13 protein-coding genes are annotated in these 14,202 nt (G+C 61.6%); 7 read left to right on the plus strand and 6 right to left on the minus strand.

Annotated elements, in window-relative coordinates:
- The first annotated feature begins 384 nt into the window (after positions 1 to 384).
- From ACQ4OD_RS07310 to ACQ4OD_RS07320, 3 genes are all read left to right on the plus strand, one after another.
- Complete coding sequence (locus ACQ4OD_RS07310; protein ID WP_139674246.1) at positions 385 to 1,761, plus strand: L-serine ammonia-lyase; 1,377 nt, start codon at positions 385 to 387, stop codon at positions 1,759 to 1,761.
- Between the two features lie 389 nt (positions 1,762 to 2,150).
- Positions 2,151 to 3,257, plus strand: a complete 1,107-nt coding sequence (locus tag ACQ4OD_RS07315; protein WP_139674243.1) for a GlxA family transcriptional regulator — start codon at positions 2,151 to 2,153, stop codon at positions 3,255 to 3,257.
- A 237-nt stretch (positions 3,258 to 3,494) separates the two neighbouring features.
- Complete coding sequence (locus tag ACQ4OD_RS07320) at positions 3,495 to 4,298, plus strand: hypothetical protein (protein ID WP_430944099.1); 804 nt, start codon at positions 3,495 to 3,497, stop codon at positions 4,296 to 4,298.
- A 196-nt stretch (positions 4,299 to 4,494) separates the two neighbouring features.
- Here ACQ4OD_RS07320 and ACQ4OD_RS07325 read toward each other — a convergent pair whose 3' ends face one another.
- Positions 4,495 to 4,752, minus strand: coding sequence for a hypothetical protein (locus tag ACQ4OD_RS07325; protein ID WP_139674237.1), 258 nt, complete (start codon positions 4,750 to 4,752; stop codon positions 4,495 to 4,497).
- A gap of 324 nt (positions 4,753 to 5,076) precedes the next feature.
- Here ACQ4OD_RS07325 and ACQ4OD_RS07330 point away from each other — a divergent pair, with 324 nt between their 5' ends.
- The gene (locus ACQ4OD_RS07330; RefSeq protein ID WP_430944100.1) at positions 5,077 to 6,411 is read left to right on the plus strand and encodes a hypothetical protein; all 1,335 of its coding nucleotides are present in this window, start codon (positions 5,077 to 5,079) and stop codon (positions 6,409 to 6,411) included.
- Positions 6,412 to 6,486: 75 nt separating this feature from the next.
- On the opposite strand, the gene ACQ4OD_RS07335 is transcribed toward ACQ4OD_RS07330, so the two are convergent.
- The 4 genes from ACQ4OD_RS07335 to choX form a co-directional block, all read right to left on the minus strand.
- Positions 6,487 to 6,957 (minus strand): thioesterase family protein, encoded by a 471-nt coding sequence (locus ACQ4OD_RS07335; protein ID WP_430944101.1) that lies wholly within the window; start codon positions 6,955 to 6,957, stop codon positions 6,487 to 6,489.
- Between the two features lie 10 nt (positions 6,958 to 6,967).
- Positions 6,968 to 7,933, minus strand: coding sequence for an L-carnitine dehydrogenase (locus tag ACQ4OD_RS07340; protein ID WP_430944102.1), 966 nt, complete (start codon positions 7,931 to 7,933; stop codon positions 6,968 to 6,970).
- Positions 7,934 to 7,953: 20 nt separating this feature from the next.
- A complete protein-coding gene (locus ACQ4OD_RS07345) occupies positions 7,954 to 8,838 on the minus strand; it encodes a 3-keto-5-aminohexanoate cleavage protein (RefSeq protein WP_139674226.1) in 885 nt (294 codons plus the stop codon).
- Positions 8,839 to 8,962: 124 nt separating this feature from the next.
- A complete protein-coding gene (gene choX, locus ACQ4OD_RS07350; protein ID WP_139674224.1) occupies positions 8,963 to 9,907 on the minus strand; it encodes a choline ABC transporter substrate-binding protein in 945 nt (314 codons plus the stop codon).
- Between the two features lie 146 nt (positions 9,908 to 10,053).
- On the opposite strand from choX, the gene ACQ4OD_RS07355 reads away from it, so the two are divergent.
- Positions 10,054 to 11,001, plus strand: coding sequence for a GlxA family transcriptional regulator (locus tag ACQ4OD_RS07355; protein ID WP_139674221.1), 948 nt, complete (start codon positions 10,054 to 10,056; stop codon positions 10,999 to 11,001).
- A gap of 79 nt (positions 11,002 to 11,080) precedes the next feature.
- Here the strand turns inward: ACQ4OD_RS07355 and ACQ4OD_RS07360 are convergent, their stop codons facing one another.
- Positions 11,081 to 12,277 (minus strand): class I SAM-dependent rRNA methyltransferase, encoded by a 1,197-nt coding sequence (locus tag ACQ4OD_RS07360; RefSeq protein ID WP_046853814.1) that lies wholly within the window; start codon positions 12,275 to 12,277, stop codon positions 11,081 to 11,083.
- A gap of 231 nt (positions 12,278 to 12,508) precedes the next feature.
- Here ACQ4OD_RS07360 and ACQ4OD_RS07365 point away from each other — a divergent pair, with 231 nt between their 5' ends.
- The gene (locus ACQ4OD_RS07365) at positions 12,509 to 13,327 is read left to right on the plus strand and encodes an HDOD domain-containing protein (RefSeq protein WP_173862409.1); all 819 of its coding nucleotides are present in this window, start codon (positions 12,509 to 12,511) and stop codon (positions 13,325 to 13,327) included.
- Between the two features lie 3 nt (positions 13,328 to 13,330).
- Complete coding sequence (gene mutM, locus ACQ4OD_RS07370) at positions 13,331 to 14,143, plus strand: bifunctional DNA-formamidopyrimidine glycosylase/DNA-(apurinic or apyrimidinic site) lyase (RefSeq protein ID WP_430944103.1); 813 nt, start codon at positions 13,331 to 13,333, stop codon at positions 14,141 to 14,143.
- The last annotated feature ends 59 nt before the right edge of the window (positions 14,144 to 14,202 follow it).

Below are 14,202 nucleotides of genomic sequence, written 5' to 3' on the forward strand. Positions count from 1 at the left end.
CCGGTCGACCAGGCCTGCAGAGGGCAGGATGCGAGGCCGTGCAATACGAGTCGCTTTCGATAATCCTCCAGCGTTCGGCAATCGCCTACTGGTGGCGTCGTATCCAGTACAGGACGGGTCGTATCCAGTACGGACGATGTCGCAACTGGGTTTTTCCACCCTCATACCTCGGTTTTTGCGTCGTCTTGCCGCTGGAAAACGGCGCACGAAGGGCCAGTTCAGCGGCGGCGCTGCTGGACAAAAGTACGTCGGTTGCAGACGGCGAGGGGCTGGGCAAAAGCCCGATGATGCGAGCATTCAAGGCGGCTCGACTGTTTCAGCCTAGCAGTTGCTCCGCCCTGCGCCCGGCGCGCAGAGACAAGCCCAGCAAGAGGTGATTCGACAATGGCCATCAGCGTGTTCGACCTGTTCAAGATCGGTGTCGGGCCCTCCAGCTCCCACACCGTCGGCCCCATGCGTGCTGGCGCGCTGTTCGTTCAGGGGCTGCGTGAGCGCGGCGAACTGGAGCAGGTGCGGCGTATCGAAGTGAGGCTGTATGGCTCGCTGTCGGCCACCGGCGTCGGCCACGGCACCGACAACGCAACGATCATGGGCCTGATGGGCGAATGGCCGGACGCCATCGACCCTGGCCAGATCACCCCACGTATCGCCGACCTGCGCGAAACCAACGTGCTCAGGCTCGACAACCGCCTGCCCATCGAGTTCGTCTGGGCCCGCGACATGCTGCTGCTGGACGAGAACCTGCCGTACCACCCCAATGCCATGACGCTGATTGCCGAAGGCGAGGCGGGCGAGCTGCACCGCGACACCTATTACTCGGTGGGCGGCGGTTTCGTGGTCGATGCCGCCCAGGCCGCCAGCGGCGTGCTGGACGCCGACCAGACCGTGCTGCCCTACGACTTCGACAGTGCCGCCGAACTGCTGCGCCTGTGCAGGCAAAACGACCTGCGCGTGTCGCAATTGATGCTGGAGAACGAAAAGGTCTGGCGCAGCGAAGCCGAGATCCGCGCCGGCCTGCTCAAGCTCTGGCAAGCCATGCAGGAGTGCGTGAACAACGGCCTCAAGCATGAAGGCATCCTGCCCGGCGGGCTCAATGTGCGCCGCCGCGCCGCCCGGCTGCACCGCAGCCTGCAGGAGCTGGGCAAGCCCAACGTGATCGGCTCGACCATGAGCGCCATGGAGTGGGTCAACCTGTTCGCCCTGGCGGTCAACGAAGAGAACGCCGCCGGCGGGCGCATGGTCACCGCGCCTACCAACGGCGCGGCGGGGATCATCCCGGCGGTGTTGCACTACTACATGCGTTTCTCCGACGCGGTGGACGAGTCCAATGTGGTGGACTTCTTCCTCGGCGCGGCGGCGGTGGGCATCCTGTGCAAGAAGAACGCCTCGATCTCCGGCGCCGAGGTTGGTTGCCAGGGCGAGGTCGGCTCGGCTTGCGCCATGGCCGCCGCAGGCTTGGCCGATGTCCTCGGCGCCACCCCGGCGCAGTTGGAAAACGCCGCCGAGATCGCCCTGGAACATAACCTCGGCCTGACCTGCGACCCGGTTGGTGGCCTGGTGCAGGTCCCGTGCATCGAGCGCAACGCCATCGCTGCGGTAAAGGCGATCAATGCCGTGCAGATGGCCCTGCGCGGTGATGGCGAACACTTCATCTCGTTGGACCAGGTGATCCGCACCATGCGCGACACCGGCGCCGACATGCACGACAAGTACAAGGAAACCTCCCGCGGAGGCCTGGCGGTCAGCGTCATCGAATGCTGATGCGCCGTTCTGGCCCGTGCGTGACCAATGCGCCACATTCTGGCGCATTGGTTGTCATCTACCGGCCGTCGCCTGTCGTTACCAGCAGGACCGTTGTCGGTGACACTTAAGTCTGTCGCATCTGGGCAAGCTTCCCACAAGTGCTACCGATTTGCTCAGGGGTGACGCGCAGAGGCGCTGGCTCGCCTGTTTGCGTTTGACGCAAGGCTGATTGCCCAGGCCGCTGGAAGGCGCGTGCCGACGTCGCTTTTGGGTTTTATTGGATGGGCGTTCAAATTCAGGCATGCCATTTGCGTTGAGATTGGCAAAGCCCCTGCATACGAAACGGGGCCATTACAAGAACAGTGCTCGCCTGAGGCACACCCTGCATTGTGTGAGGAGAAATCGCGATGACGTCGTACACCTCCGGGACCCCAACCCAGAACCGCACAGCACCCCAGTCCATCGGCTTTCTCCTGCTGGACAACTTCACCCTCATTTCCCTGGCGTCGGCGGTCGAACCGCTGCGCATGGCCAACCAGCTGTCCGGTCGCGAGCTGTACCGCTGGCACACCCTGACCGTCGACGGTGGCCAGGTGTGGGCCAGCGACGGCCTGCAGATTACCCCCGACGCGGCCATGCACAGTGCCCCGCCGATAGACACCGTCATCGTCTGCGGTGGCGTCGGCATCCAGCGCACCGTCACCCGTGAGCACGTCACCTGGCTGCAAGCCCAGGCCCGCCAGTCGCGTCGCCTTGGCGCGGTGTGTACCGGCAGCTGGGCGCTGGCCTGCGCCGGGTTGCTCGACGGCTTCGATTGCAGCGTGCACTGGGAATGCCTGGCGGCGATGCAAGAGGCCTACCCGCGGGTGAACATGAGCACCCGCCTGTTCACCCTCGACCGCAACCGCTTCACCAGCTCCGGCGGCACCGCGCCGCTGGACATGATGCTGCACCTGATCAGCCGCGATCACGGCCGCGAGCTGTCGGCGGCGATCTCCGAGATGTTCGTCTACGAGCGCATCCGCAACGAGCAGGACCACCAGCGCGTGCCGCTCAAGCACATGCTCGGCACCAACCAGCCGAAGTTGCAGGAAATCGTCGCGCTGATGGAAGCCAACCTCGAGGAGCCGATCGACCTCGACGAGCTGGCGGTCTATGTGGCGGTGTCGCGGCGCCAGCTCGAGCGCCTGTTCCAGAAGTACCTGCACTGCTCGCCGTCGCGCTACTACCTCAAGCTGCGGCTGATCCGCGCCCGGCAACTGCTCAAGCAGACGCCGATGTCGATCATCGAGGTGGCCTCTGTGTGCGGTTTCGTCTCCACGCCGCATTTCTCCAAGTGCTACCGCGAATACTTCGGCATTCCCCCGCGTGACGAGCGGGTGGGTTCGAACACCACCCAGCAGGTGGCGATGATGCCCATCCCTCAGGCCATGGCCTTGTCGCCGCACAGCGGGCCGATGGCCTCCCTTAGTCAGGCGCGCAATGAGTCGACGTTCGCCAGTGTGAGGCTCTGAACGCGCGCCCTCTTCGCGGGATATCCGCGAGGAGGGCAGTCATAGAGTGGGGCTAATTGTAATTGCCCGGTCGCCTACAGCGGCTGGGCTTTTTGTTTTTACATACCTGGTAATTTTGCTAGTTGTGGAATGTGGTCGCTGCATGAAACATATATGCGGTGTGTTGAGTGAGGCTGCGTAAAGTGGGGATTTTTATTGATTTAATTAAAAGTTAGATTTTCGATGGAGGTGGAGAGTATGAACTTCAAGGTGTCTCGAGGTGTTCGAGGGTTTCTTCTGCTCGCGCCAGTACTGTGTTTTGCGATGCTTTCAGCCAAGGTGTCAGCGGCCGAGTTGCTTTATTCAATGAAGGTGATCACGTATCCAGGTCGTTACTTAATAGGAGAGAACTGCGCTACAATGGTGTATAAAAATGAGTTTAGCGATATGTGTCGATCAACGAGGGACAAGGCAATTGGGTCGCTGAGACTGACAATGCTTCCCCAGGAACCTATTGGCATCGCTTTTCTGGTGGACCCTGGCGAAAATGGGGGGGGTGATTCGGGAGCTTATGTCATTAGCGGGTCGATGGAGGGGAATTCCCAAATTGAGAGAAGTATTATTGATATGCATAACCCTGTCGATGAAACTCTTCTCCCCTACCGGCTTCAGAGGCTCGGCGCCGGTGTTGACGGTAAGATTAGATGGTTGGTTGCTGGCACTCCTGGTGCTGCGGCGGTTCAGATGACGGCGAAGGGTGAAACAGCTCCTGTTTGCCAATTTGTAGTTGAGAAAGAGAGTGAGGTTGAATTAGGAAAGGTGTGCCCTACTGTAGATTTCTCAAGGGAAGATTTGGGCGTGAAGGTAATCGGGCTAGGGTCAAGCCCCAGGCTGTGTTTTGAGGGGCGTACCGGATCGGATAGCAGTTGTTACAGCGCCAGTAGCATGGAATTTTTCGTACCGAAGTTAGGTGGGGCTGATGGGGCGGCTAATGTGACCGTGGAGAGTAAAGGTAATGTCAGAGGTAAAGTACAGAAGGTGAAGTACTACAGTGTGCACTGACGGCATGACGCTTTGCCCTGCACACGCTGCCCGCTGGTAAACATGCCCGCCGTGCAGTCAGTTCCCGCTGAGATCTTTTGAACTCACTGAGGGTGGGCTTGACCAGCGATTCCATATGAAGGGGTCGCTGGTCAAACCACGTCTGAACGCCCCCTTCAGAAGTCGCTCAAGAAAGGGGATGCCTCATTCGATGATTTCAAGCGCGCTTGCTGTACTGTGCCAACGCCGGCAACAACTGCTTGTCGAGGGCCTCGCGCACTGCCGGCAGGATCGTCGCACTGCCGCTATACATTTGCTCCACCATGCCCTTGAGCGCCCGAACATTAGGTTCGGTCAGCCCTCGCACCACCACTTCGCAGGCCTGCTCGGGGTTGGCGTCGGCCGGAATGTCGAAGCCTCGCGAACGCAGCTGGCCCAGGAGATCGTCTTGGTCAATCAGGTCCGTATGCATCATGGTTGTACTCCTTCGCTTGGGTGGGTTGCGATTGATTCTGTGACGGGGGCGCCAGGGCCGCAAGAACAGAAAACCACCATGGCCACTTTGGCTAAGAACAGGTCGTTTACGGCTAAATCGCCGAGCCAGAAAGCCGGCGCTGAGATCACTCACGGCATCGGGGGCTGGGTCTCACTTATTAAGCACTGGTAGATGTCGCCCATGCCTGATCCCGGATGCTCATGGCTTTCCGGTTTTTTATGGGGCGCGTTACCTGATAATTCTGTCAGTTGTCTTGTCGGTGTGGGGATGTAATTAATACCTCCTATTTTAAGGGAGGTGCATATGAAAGGCTCTATGTTTAGAGGTGTTGCATGGGCAACGGGCATTGTGTCGTTGTCATTGCTTTCATTGGCTAGCGCGTTTGCAGGGGAGATATCCCGCTTGGCTGAGCTTGAACCACCCGTAGACCGGCGGACGCTAGAGCAAGCCCAGTTTACTGGCAGGGAGGGGCTGAAAGTATTGCTGGATAACCCTGCGGGCCAAAGTATCCAGTTGATGCGTGCCCACCCAACGATCGTGAACGAGTCGACACAGCTACTCGCGATGCCACTGGCGGATGGGCGAGTGCTGAAGTTTCGGCTGCGCAACTACACCGCACCTGAACCGTCTGATAATAGTGGTGTTGCAGGGGGAGAGTATACACCTGCCGCATACTGGTTTGGCGAAGGGGTATTGGATGACGAGCCTCGCGCTACTGTGACGTCGAAAGACACCTTCGCTGCTTCGAACTTTATATTTTTAGCACGCCGCGGTGATTCACTCAGGGGGCGGATGGTTGTCAATGGGAAACTCTACTTGCTGGAGAATACTGGTAATGGGCAGCATGGATTAATGGAGGTAAACGAAGCGCAGGGTTTGCCCTGTCTGCTAGTGGACGATGCAACGGTCAAGCAAGCAGGCATTGCTAAAGCCAGTTTACCAAGGCCAGCTTCTCAAAGGGAACATGAGATCCATGTACTCCTTCTTACGACCTGGCGAACTAGCCAGATGACCAACCCATCGGCGTTTGACATTATGACGGACGAAATAATGTTTTTCAGTGAAATGAGTGATCAAGGTGATGGCTTGTCTCTAAAGCTTAAAGTGGTTCACCGGCTTGCGACTAATGCGGCAGACGGTTTATTGAGTCAGGGTGAAAAAATTCTGGACGATTTTAGAAATGGAAAAACAGCAGCGACAAGCGGAGTGGCTCGTCTGCGTGAGCAGTACAAAGCTGACGTGGTAATTGTGGGTGGTGAATTTGTGCCGGCCAAGGCGGTGACGTATAAAAGTATAAGGCCCGAGAACGCGTACTATGTGTTTGCTATGCATGGGCCCCAGTATTTTTTGCATAGTTTCGGCCATCTGATGGGCCTTCGTGATGGGTGGAAGCCCGGCGGTCCGGGACTTATTCCTCCTTATCAATTCGGCTTCCTATCCAAATTATATAACGGTAAGTATTATGCCTCAATTGGATTTGACCTGAAAGATTGTCCAGAGGCAGCAGAATGCGAAACGCTTTATCGGTGGTCTGACCCTGATGTTAACTTAGAGTTTGGGCGTTTCGGCGATCCCGAATATTCCAATGAAATTCGCCGCCTGAACGAACGGGCTGCTGAAATAAAGAACTATTACTAACCATGAAGCACGCCGCCAACGGCCCTGGGTGCCTGCGACATCCCAGGGCATTTGTGGTGAACAGCCATTTGGTCCTCAGCTATGCAACCGAATTGTCCGCCCTGCCATTTCTGGCGGTGGCTGATCGCGCTGTTGCTTTTCCAACGCCCCTAACAAAACGAGGGTGTGTTCGCCGAACGGTGCCGAGCGAGGACCCGAGACGTCGACATGCAGCAGCATCTGTTCACTGGCTGACAGTTCTCCGTCGAACCCATCGCTATGCAGGCTGTGATACAAATGCAGGCGTTTTTTATCGAAACCTATTATTTGTGTCTGCACCCACACATCGGCGTCAAGTTTCACTTCGTGCAGATAATTGATATGCGCCTCCAGGGTGAACAGCGAATGCCCGCTCTGGTCCCGTGCATCGGCATCCAGGCCGATGCGCTCCATCAAGGCATCGGTGGCATGGCTGAAGATCAGCAGGTAATAGGCGTCGCGCAGGTGGCCGTTATAGTCGACCCACTCCGGCAACACTCGGGTGCGGTAGGTGATCAGGGCGGGCATTGTTTTCTCCTTAGTCGCCGAAGGCCATACCGTGCTTGGCTTTGCTGGTTTTCACCGCTTCCAGTACCGCCAGCAGTGTGTCATCACGATAGCGCTCCAGAGCGGCAATGCTGTGCTCGCCCAATTGTTGCGAGGTGCCCTCGACCACGTCGTCAATCAGCTTGTCGGTCAGCTCAGGCGCAGGGAGGTAGGTCCAGGGCAGATTCAGCGCCGGCCCGAACTGGGCCATGAAGTGGCGCATGCCGGCATCGCCACCTGCCAGGGTGTAGGTGAGGAAGGTGCCCATGAACGACCAGCGCAAGCCGGCGCCGAAGCGAATCGCATCGTCGATCTCGCCGGTGCTGGCAACACCGTCGTTGACCAGGTGCAGGGCTTCGCGCCATAGCGCTTCGAGCAGTCGGTCAGCGATGAAACCGGGGACCTCCTTGCGCACATGCAGTGGGCGCATGCCCAGGCTGGTGTAGATGCTTTTCGCAGCTTCGATGGCTTCAGGGCTGGTGTTGCGACCGCCGACGATTTCCACCAGTGGCAGCAGGTAGACCGGGTTGAACGGGTGCCCCACCACGCAGCGTTCGGAGTGGGTCGCCGACGCGTAGAACTCGCTGGGCAGCAGCCCCGAGGTGCTGGAGCCGATGATCGCGTCGGGCTTGGCGGCGGCGCTGATCTTGGCGTGCAGGTCGAGCTTTAGGTCCAGTCGTTCGGGGGCGCTCTCCTGGATGAAATCGGCGTCGCGCACGCATTCCTTGATAGTGGTCACGAACCTCAGGCGATCCTGCGATGCGCCGGGCGTCAGGCCCTGTTTTTCCAGCGCTGGCCAGGCATTGGCGATGCGTTTGCGCAGTGCGGCCTCGGCACCGGGGGCCGGGTCCCAGGCAATCACGTCGAGGCCGTGGGCCAGGGCGCGGGCGACCCAGCCGCTGCCGATCACGCCGCTACCCAGCGCGGCGAAAGTCTTGATGTCGGTGATGAAAGGCATATCTGGCTCCTGCGGGGACATTAGCGACGCTTGAGGTTCATCTTTTCCCGGCCTTCGGCCGGGGTGAGCACGCGGCCACCCATGCGGGTGATGATCTCTGCGGCCCGCTCGACCAGCTGGCCGTTGCTGGCCAGCACGCCACGGTCCAGGTACAGGTTGTCTTCCAGCCCGACCCGCACGTTGCCGCCAAGCAGCACCGCCTGGGCAGCCATCGGCATCTGCATGCGGCCGATGCCGAAACCGGCCCAGGTGACGTTGGCAGGCAGGTTGTCGACCATGGCCTTCATGGTGGTGGTGTCGGCCGGGGCGCCCCACGGGATGCCCAGGCACAGCTGGAACAGCGGGTCTTGCAGCAGGCCTTCCTTGATCATCTGTTTGGCGAACCACAGATGACCGGTGTCGAAGATCTCCAGCTCGGCCTTCACGCCCAGCTCGGTGATGCGCTTGGCGCCGGCACGCAGTTGGGCGGGGGTGGAGACATAGATGGCGTTGCCATCGCCAAAGTTGAGGGTGCCGCAGTCCAGGGTGCAGATCTCCGGCAGCAGCGCTTCGACATGGGCCAGGCGCTCCAGCGGGCCGATCAGGTCGGTGCCCGGGCCGAATTCCATGGGCGATTCGCCTGGGCCGATCTCAAGGTCGCCGCCCATGCCTGCGGTGAGGTTGACGATGATGTCCACGTCAGCCTCGCGGATGCGTTCCATCACCTCGCGGTAGAGGTTGACATCGCGGCTGAAGCGGCCAGTTTGTGGATCGCGAACGTGGCAGTGGACCACCGTGGCGCCGGCCTTGGCGGCTTCGACGGCGGACTCGGCGATCTGTTTCGGCGTGACCGGGACCAGGTGGCTCTTGGCGACCGTGTCGCCGGCACCGGTGAGGGCGCAGGTGATGATGACGTCGTGGTTCATTGATCAGTTCCTTGGGGTGTCTTTGCTGGCCCTATCGCCGGCAAGCCGGCTCCCACAGGGTTGCCGATGAACCCTGGTGGTGTGGACGTCCTGTGGGAGCAGGCTTGCCTGCGATGAGGCCGTGTCAGTTGGCGGTGAGCTTGAGGTTGTCCGCGGCTGGCTTGCCGTCGAAAGTGGTCACCCCGTCAAGCCAGCGGGCCTTGTCCTCGGGGTGGTCCTTGAGCCACTGTCGCGCCGACTCCAGCGCGTCCTTGTGGTCGAGCAACGGCTGCATCATCCGGCTCTCGTCCTCGGCGCTGAAGCTGAGGTTGGCCAGCAGGCGATGGGCGTTGGGGCAGCGCTGGGCATAGTCCGGCGCGGTCACCGTCCACACCGTGGCACGGCCCTCGTCCGGGCCGAGGGCGTCCTGGCTGTCGCCGAGGTAGACCATGTCGATGTTCACGTTCATCGGGTGCGGCGCCCAGCCGAAGAACACCACCGCCTCCTTGCGCCGCACGGCGCGGTCGACGGCGGCGAGCATGCCGGCTTCGCTGGACTCGACCAACTGGAACTTGCCGAGGTCGAACTGGTTCTTGCTGATCATCGCCTTGATCTGGGTATTGGCGCCGGAACCGGGCTCGATGCCGTAGAGCTTGCCGCCCAGCTCCTTGTGGAACTTGTGGATGTCGGCAAACGTCTTCAGGCCCTTGTCGGCCAGGTATTTCGGCACGGCGAGGGTGGCGCGGGCGTCTTCCAGGCTGGGCTTGTCGAGCACCTTCACCTGGCCGGCCTGGACGAACGGGGTGATGGTCTGGGTCATGATCGGGTTCCAGTACCCGAGGAACATGTCCAGGCGCTTGTCGCGGATGCCGGCGAAGATGATCTGCTGCGAGGCGCTGGTCTGCTTGGTCTGGTAGCCCAGGCCGTCGAGCAGCACCTGGGCCATGGCGCTGGTGGCGATCACATCGGTCCAGTTGACCACGCCCAGGCGCACATCCTTGCAGGCGGCGGGTTCGGCGGCGAAAAGCGGCGTGGCTACGGTAGAGCTGAGCGCGAGGGACAACAGGCTGCGGCGGATAAAGCGATGCATGGTGGCTCTCCATCGGCAGTGCGTATTGTTATCGGATCCGGCCTCTGCGGGCCGTGAGAACACGCTACGCTGGCAGCAGGGTGGAAAATCGCACCCTGGCGACCAACACTTGCACGGAGGCGACCACCTTTGCCGCGGAGCACGCGATGCTGCAAACCATAGACTTCCTGTTGCTGCCAGGCTTCTCCGCCATGGGCTTCATCAGTGCCATTGAGCCGCTGCGCGTGGCCAATCGCTTCCGTGGCCCGCTGTACCGTTGGCGTGTGCTGAGCCTGGACGGTGGTGCGGTGCAGGCCAGCAATGGCATGTCGGTGAATGCCGACGGTGCGTTGGGGGAGGGTGAACACGGGCGACTGCTGCTGCTGGTGGCCGGTTTCGAGCCACTGGCGTGCTATGGGTTGAAGTTGCAGCACATGCTGCGTCGTCTCGACCACGAGGGCGTGGTGTTGGGCGGGATCGACACGGGCGCCATGGTACTGGCCGAGGCCGGCCTGCTCGATGGTCACCGGGCCACCCTGCATTGGGAAGCACTGGAGGCGTTCAAGGAACGTTATCCACGCCTGCAGGCGACCCAGGAGCTGTTCGAGATCGACCGCCGACGCATCACCTGTGCCGGCGGCACGGCTTCCATCGACCTGATGCTCGACCTGATCGCCCAGGCCCACGGCAGCGAACTGGCAGTGCAGGTGTCCGAGCAGTTCGTGCTCGGGCGCATCCGCCCGCGCCAGGATCACCAGCGCATGGAAATTGCCACGCGCTATGGGCTGCGCAACAAGAAGCTGGTGAAGGTGATCGGCGAGATGGAGCGCAATACCGAGCTGCCACTCAACACCCAGGTGCTGGCTGAAGGCGTGCAGGTGACCCGGCGGCAGCTGGAGCGGCTGTTTCGCCTGCACCTGGACGACACGCCCAGTGGCTTCTATCTGCGGCTAAGGCTGGACAAGGCACGGCAACTGCTGCGCCAGACCGACATGAGTGTGCTGGAGGTGGGGGTCGCATGTGGGTTCGAATCGGCGTCGTACTTCACCCGCTGTTATCGGGCACGGTTCGAGCGCTGTCCCAGGGAGGATCGACGGCTGGCGGTGCCGTCATGATGCCTGGACCGGGTCGAGCCTCGGCAAGCCGGCTTCCACAGGTGCCGCGTAGCGCGAAACCTGTGGAAGCCTGTGAGGCTTAGCTGTTGGGCAGCAAGCGGCAGGTGATGCTCTTGATGTAGCGGGTCTCGGCGATGGCCGGGTGCACTGGGTGGTCCGGGCCCTGGCCGCCGCGCTCGAGCAGTTGCAGGTTGCGGTCCAGGTGGCGGGCGCTGGTCAGCAGGATGTTGTGCAGGTCGTCTTCGGGCAGGTGCATCGAGCACGAGGCGCTGACCAGGATGCCGTCCTTGGTCAGCATGCGCATGGCCTGTTCGTTGAGACGACGGTAGGCGGCCTCGCCGTTCTTCAGGTCTTTCTTGCGTTTGATGAAGGCGGGTGGGTCGGCGATGATCACGTCGAAGCGCTCTTCGGCGGCTTTCAGCTCGCGCAGGGCTTCAAACACGTCGCCTTCGATGCAGGTCAGTTTTTCGCCGATGCCATTGAGCGCGGCATTGCGCTCTACGCCGTCGAGGGCGAAGCCCGAGGCGTCCACGCAGAACACTTCGCTGGCGCCGAACGCGCCGGCCTGCACGCCCCAGCCACCGATGTAGCTGAACAGATCGAGCACGCGCTTGCCCTTGACGTAGGGGGCCAGGCGGGCGCGGTTCATGCGGTGGTCGTAGAACCAGCCGGTCTTCTGGCCTTCACGCACCGGGGCTTCGAACTTGACGCCGTTCTCTTCCAGCGCGACCCAGTCCGGCACTTCGCCGTAGACGGTCTCGACATAACGCTCCAGGCCTTCAGCATCGCGGGCGGCGGAGTCGTTCTTGAACAGGATGCCACTGGGTTTGAGCACCTGCACCAGCGCGGCGATCACCTCATCCTTGTGCGCTTCCATGGTGGCCGAGGCCAGCTGGACCACGAGGATGTCGAAGAAGCGGTCGACCACCAGGCCTGGGAGCAGGTCGGAGTCGCCATACACCAGGCGGTAGCACGGCTTGTCGAACAGGCGCTCACGCAGCGACAGGGCCACGTTCAGGCGGTGTACGAGCAGCGACTTGTCCAGCGGCAGCTTGGCATCGCGCGACAGCAGGCGGGCGCAGATCAGGTTGTTCGGGCTCATGGCCACAACCCCCAGCGGCTTGCCGTTGGCAGCTTCGAGAATGGCCTGCTGGCCGGCCTTCAGGCCTTGCAGCGGGGTCGCGGCAACATCGACTTCATTGCTGTAGACCCACAGGTGGCCGGCGCGCAGGCGGCGGTCGGCATTGGCTTTGAGGCGAAGGCTGGGCAGGGACATGACGTCGCTCCGGGAAAAAAGAGCGGGAGTATACCGTGTTGGCCCGAGATTCGCTGGTGGGTGCGACCAAGTGGTCTGCGCCCACGGCTAAAGAAATTCTGGGATCCAACGATCCACTGCTAGTTACCCTGCCGGCGTACAGGGTTAGAATCTCCCGTCCCCAGCGAGAATGCACGTATGTCCCAGGAACTCACCGCCGAACAGATCCAGCAAGCCCTGCAGGGCATCACCATCCCGCCACAGCCGCAGATCATGGTCGACCTGCAGTTCGAGCAGTACATGCCCGACCCGGACCTGGAGACCATCGCCAAGCTGATCGCGCAGGACCCGGGCCTGTCCGGCGCCCTGCTCAAACTGGTCAATTCGGCGCAGTTCGGCCTGGCGAACAAGATCGGCTCGATCCAGCGCGCGGTAAACCTGCTGGGCAGCCGCTCGATCATCAACCTGATCAATGCCCAGTCGATCAAAGGCGAGATGAGCGACGAGACCATCGTCACCCTCAACCGTTTCTGGGACACCGCCCAGGACGTGGCCATGACCTGCCTCACCCTGGCCAAGCGCACCGGCATCCAGGCCGTGGACGAGGCCTACACCCTGGGCCTGTTCCACGATTGCGGCGTGCCGTTGATGCACAAGCGCTTCCCCAACTACATGGAGGTGCTGGAAGAGTCCTACGCCAAGGCCAATGACGAGATCCGCGTGGTGGACACCGAAAACCGCGTGTTCAACACCAACCATTCGGTAGTCGGCTACTTCACTGCCAAGTCCTGGCGCCTGCCGGAACACATCAGCGCGGCCATCGCCAACCACCACAACGCCCTGGCGGTGTTCCGCGACGAGTCCTCGCGCAATACCCAGACCCAACTGAAGAACCTGCTGGCGGTGCTGAAGATGTCCGAGCACATCTGTGCCTCCTACCGCGTGCTGGGCAACCAGGCCGTGGACCACGAGTGGGACGTGGTCGGCCCGCTGGTGCTGGACTACATCGGCCTGACCGAATACGACTTCGAGCAGCTCAAGCAGAACATCCGCGAACTGGGCGGGCACTGAGCCATGCCGGAACTGCCAGAGGTCGAGACCACGCGGCGCGGCATCGCGCCTCATTTGCAAGGCCAGCGGGTCAGCCGCGTGGTGGTGCGTGACCGGCGCCTGCGCTGGCCGATCCCGGAAGACCTGGACGTGCGCCTGTCGGGGCAGCGCATAATCAGTGTCGAGCGCCGCGCCAAGTATCTGCTGATCAATGCCGAGGTCGGTACCTTGATCAGCCACCTGGGCATGTCGGGCAACCTGCGCCTGGTCGAGCTGGGTTTGCCAGCGGCCAGGCACGAACATGTGGACATCGAGCTCGAGTCGGGGCTGATGCTGCGCTACACCGACCCGCGCCGCTTCGGGGCGATGCTGTGGAGCCTCGATCCACTCAACCATGAGCTGCTGATCCGCCTGGGACCTGAGCCGCTGACCGACCTGTTCGACGGTGAGCGCCTGTTCCAGCTGTCCCGGGGGCGCTCGATGGCGGTCAAGCCGTTCATCATGGACAACGCGGTGGTGGTCGGCGTGGGCAACATCTACGCCACCGAGGCCTTGTTCGCCGCCGGGATCGACCCGCGCCGCGAAGCAGGCGGGATTTCACGGGCGCGCTATCTGAAGCTGGCGATCGAGATCAAGCGAGTATTGGCGGCGGCCATCGAACAGGGCGGGACCACCTTGCGGGACTTCATCGGTGGCGATGGCCAGCCGGGCTACTTCCAGCAGGAGCTGTTCGTGTATGGGCGTCGTGGGCAGCCGTGCAAACTGTGCGGCACCGAGCTGCGCGAAGTGAAGCTGGGCCAGCGGGCGAGTGTGTTCTGCCCGAAATGCCAGCGTTGAGTTCCGAGGCCGCTTTGCGGCCTATCGACGGCCAAACCGCTTCCCCCAAGGTGAGGGAT

Source organism: Pseudomonas sp. WC1 (assembly GCF_050586565.1).
Lineage (GTDB): Bacteria > Pseudomonadota > Gammaproteobacteria > Pseudomonadales > Pseudomonadaceae > Aquipseudomonas.

Excerpts from the sequence above, each read along its gene's own strand:
- ACQ4OD_RS07310 (WP_139674246.1), top strand. The coding sequence starts at position 385 with ATGGCCATCAGCGTGTTCGACCTGTTCAAGATCGGTGTCGGGCCCTCC.
- ACQ4OD_RS07315 (WP_139674243.1), top strand. The coding sequence starts at position 2,151 with ATGACGTCGTACACCTCCGGGACCCCAACCCAGAACCGCACAGCACCC.
- ACQ4OD_RS07320 (WP_430944099.1), top strand. The coding sequence starts at position 3,495 with ATGAACTTCAAGGTGTCTCGAGGTGTTCGAGGGTTTCTTCTGCTCGCG.
- ACQ4OD_RS07325 (WP_139674237.1), bottom strand. The coding sequence starts at position 4,752 with ATGATGCATACGGACCTGATTGACCAAGACGATCTCCTGGGCCAGCTG.
- ACQ4OD_RS07330 (WP_430944100.1), top strand. The coding sequence starts at position 5,077 with ATGAAAGGCTCTATGTTTAGAGGTGTTGCATGGGCAACGGGCATTGTG.
- ACQ4OD_RS07335 (WP_430944101.1), bottom strand. The coding sequence starts at position 6,957 with ATGCCCGCCCTGATCACCTACCGCACCCGAGTGTTGCCGGAGTGGGTC.
- ACQ4OD_RS07340 (WP_430944102.1), bottom strand. The coding sequence starts at position 7,933 with ATGCCTTTCATCACCGACATCAAGACTTTCGCCGCGCTGGGTAGCGGC.
- ACQ4OD_RS07345 (WP_139674226.1), bottom strand. The coding sequence starts at position 8,838 with ATGAACCACGACGTCATCATCACCTGCGCCCTCACCGGTGCCGGCGAC.
- choX (WP_139674224.1), bottom strand. The coding sequence starts at position 9,907 with ATGCATCGCTTTATCCGCCGCAGCCTGTTGTCCCTCGCGCTCAGCTCT.
- ACQ4OD_RS07355 (WP_139674221.1), top strand. The coding sequence starts at position 10,054 with ATGCTGCAAACCATAGACTTCCTGTTGCTGCCAGGCTTCTCCGCCATG.
- ACQ4OD_RS07360 (WP_046853814.1), bottom strand. The coding sequence starts at position 12,277 with ATGTCCCTGCCCAGCCTTCGCCTCAAAGCCAATGCCGACCGCCGCCTG.
- mutM (WP_430944103.1), top strand. The coding sequence starts at position 13,331 with ATGCCGGAACTGCCAGAGGTCGAGACCACGCGGCGCGGCATCGCGCCT.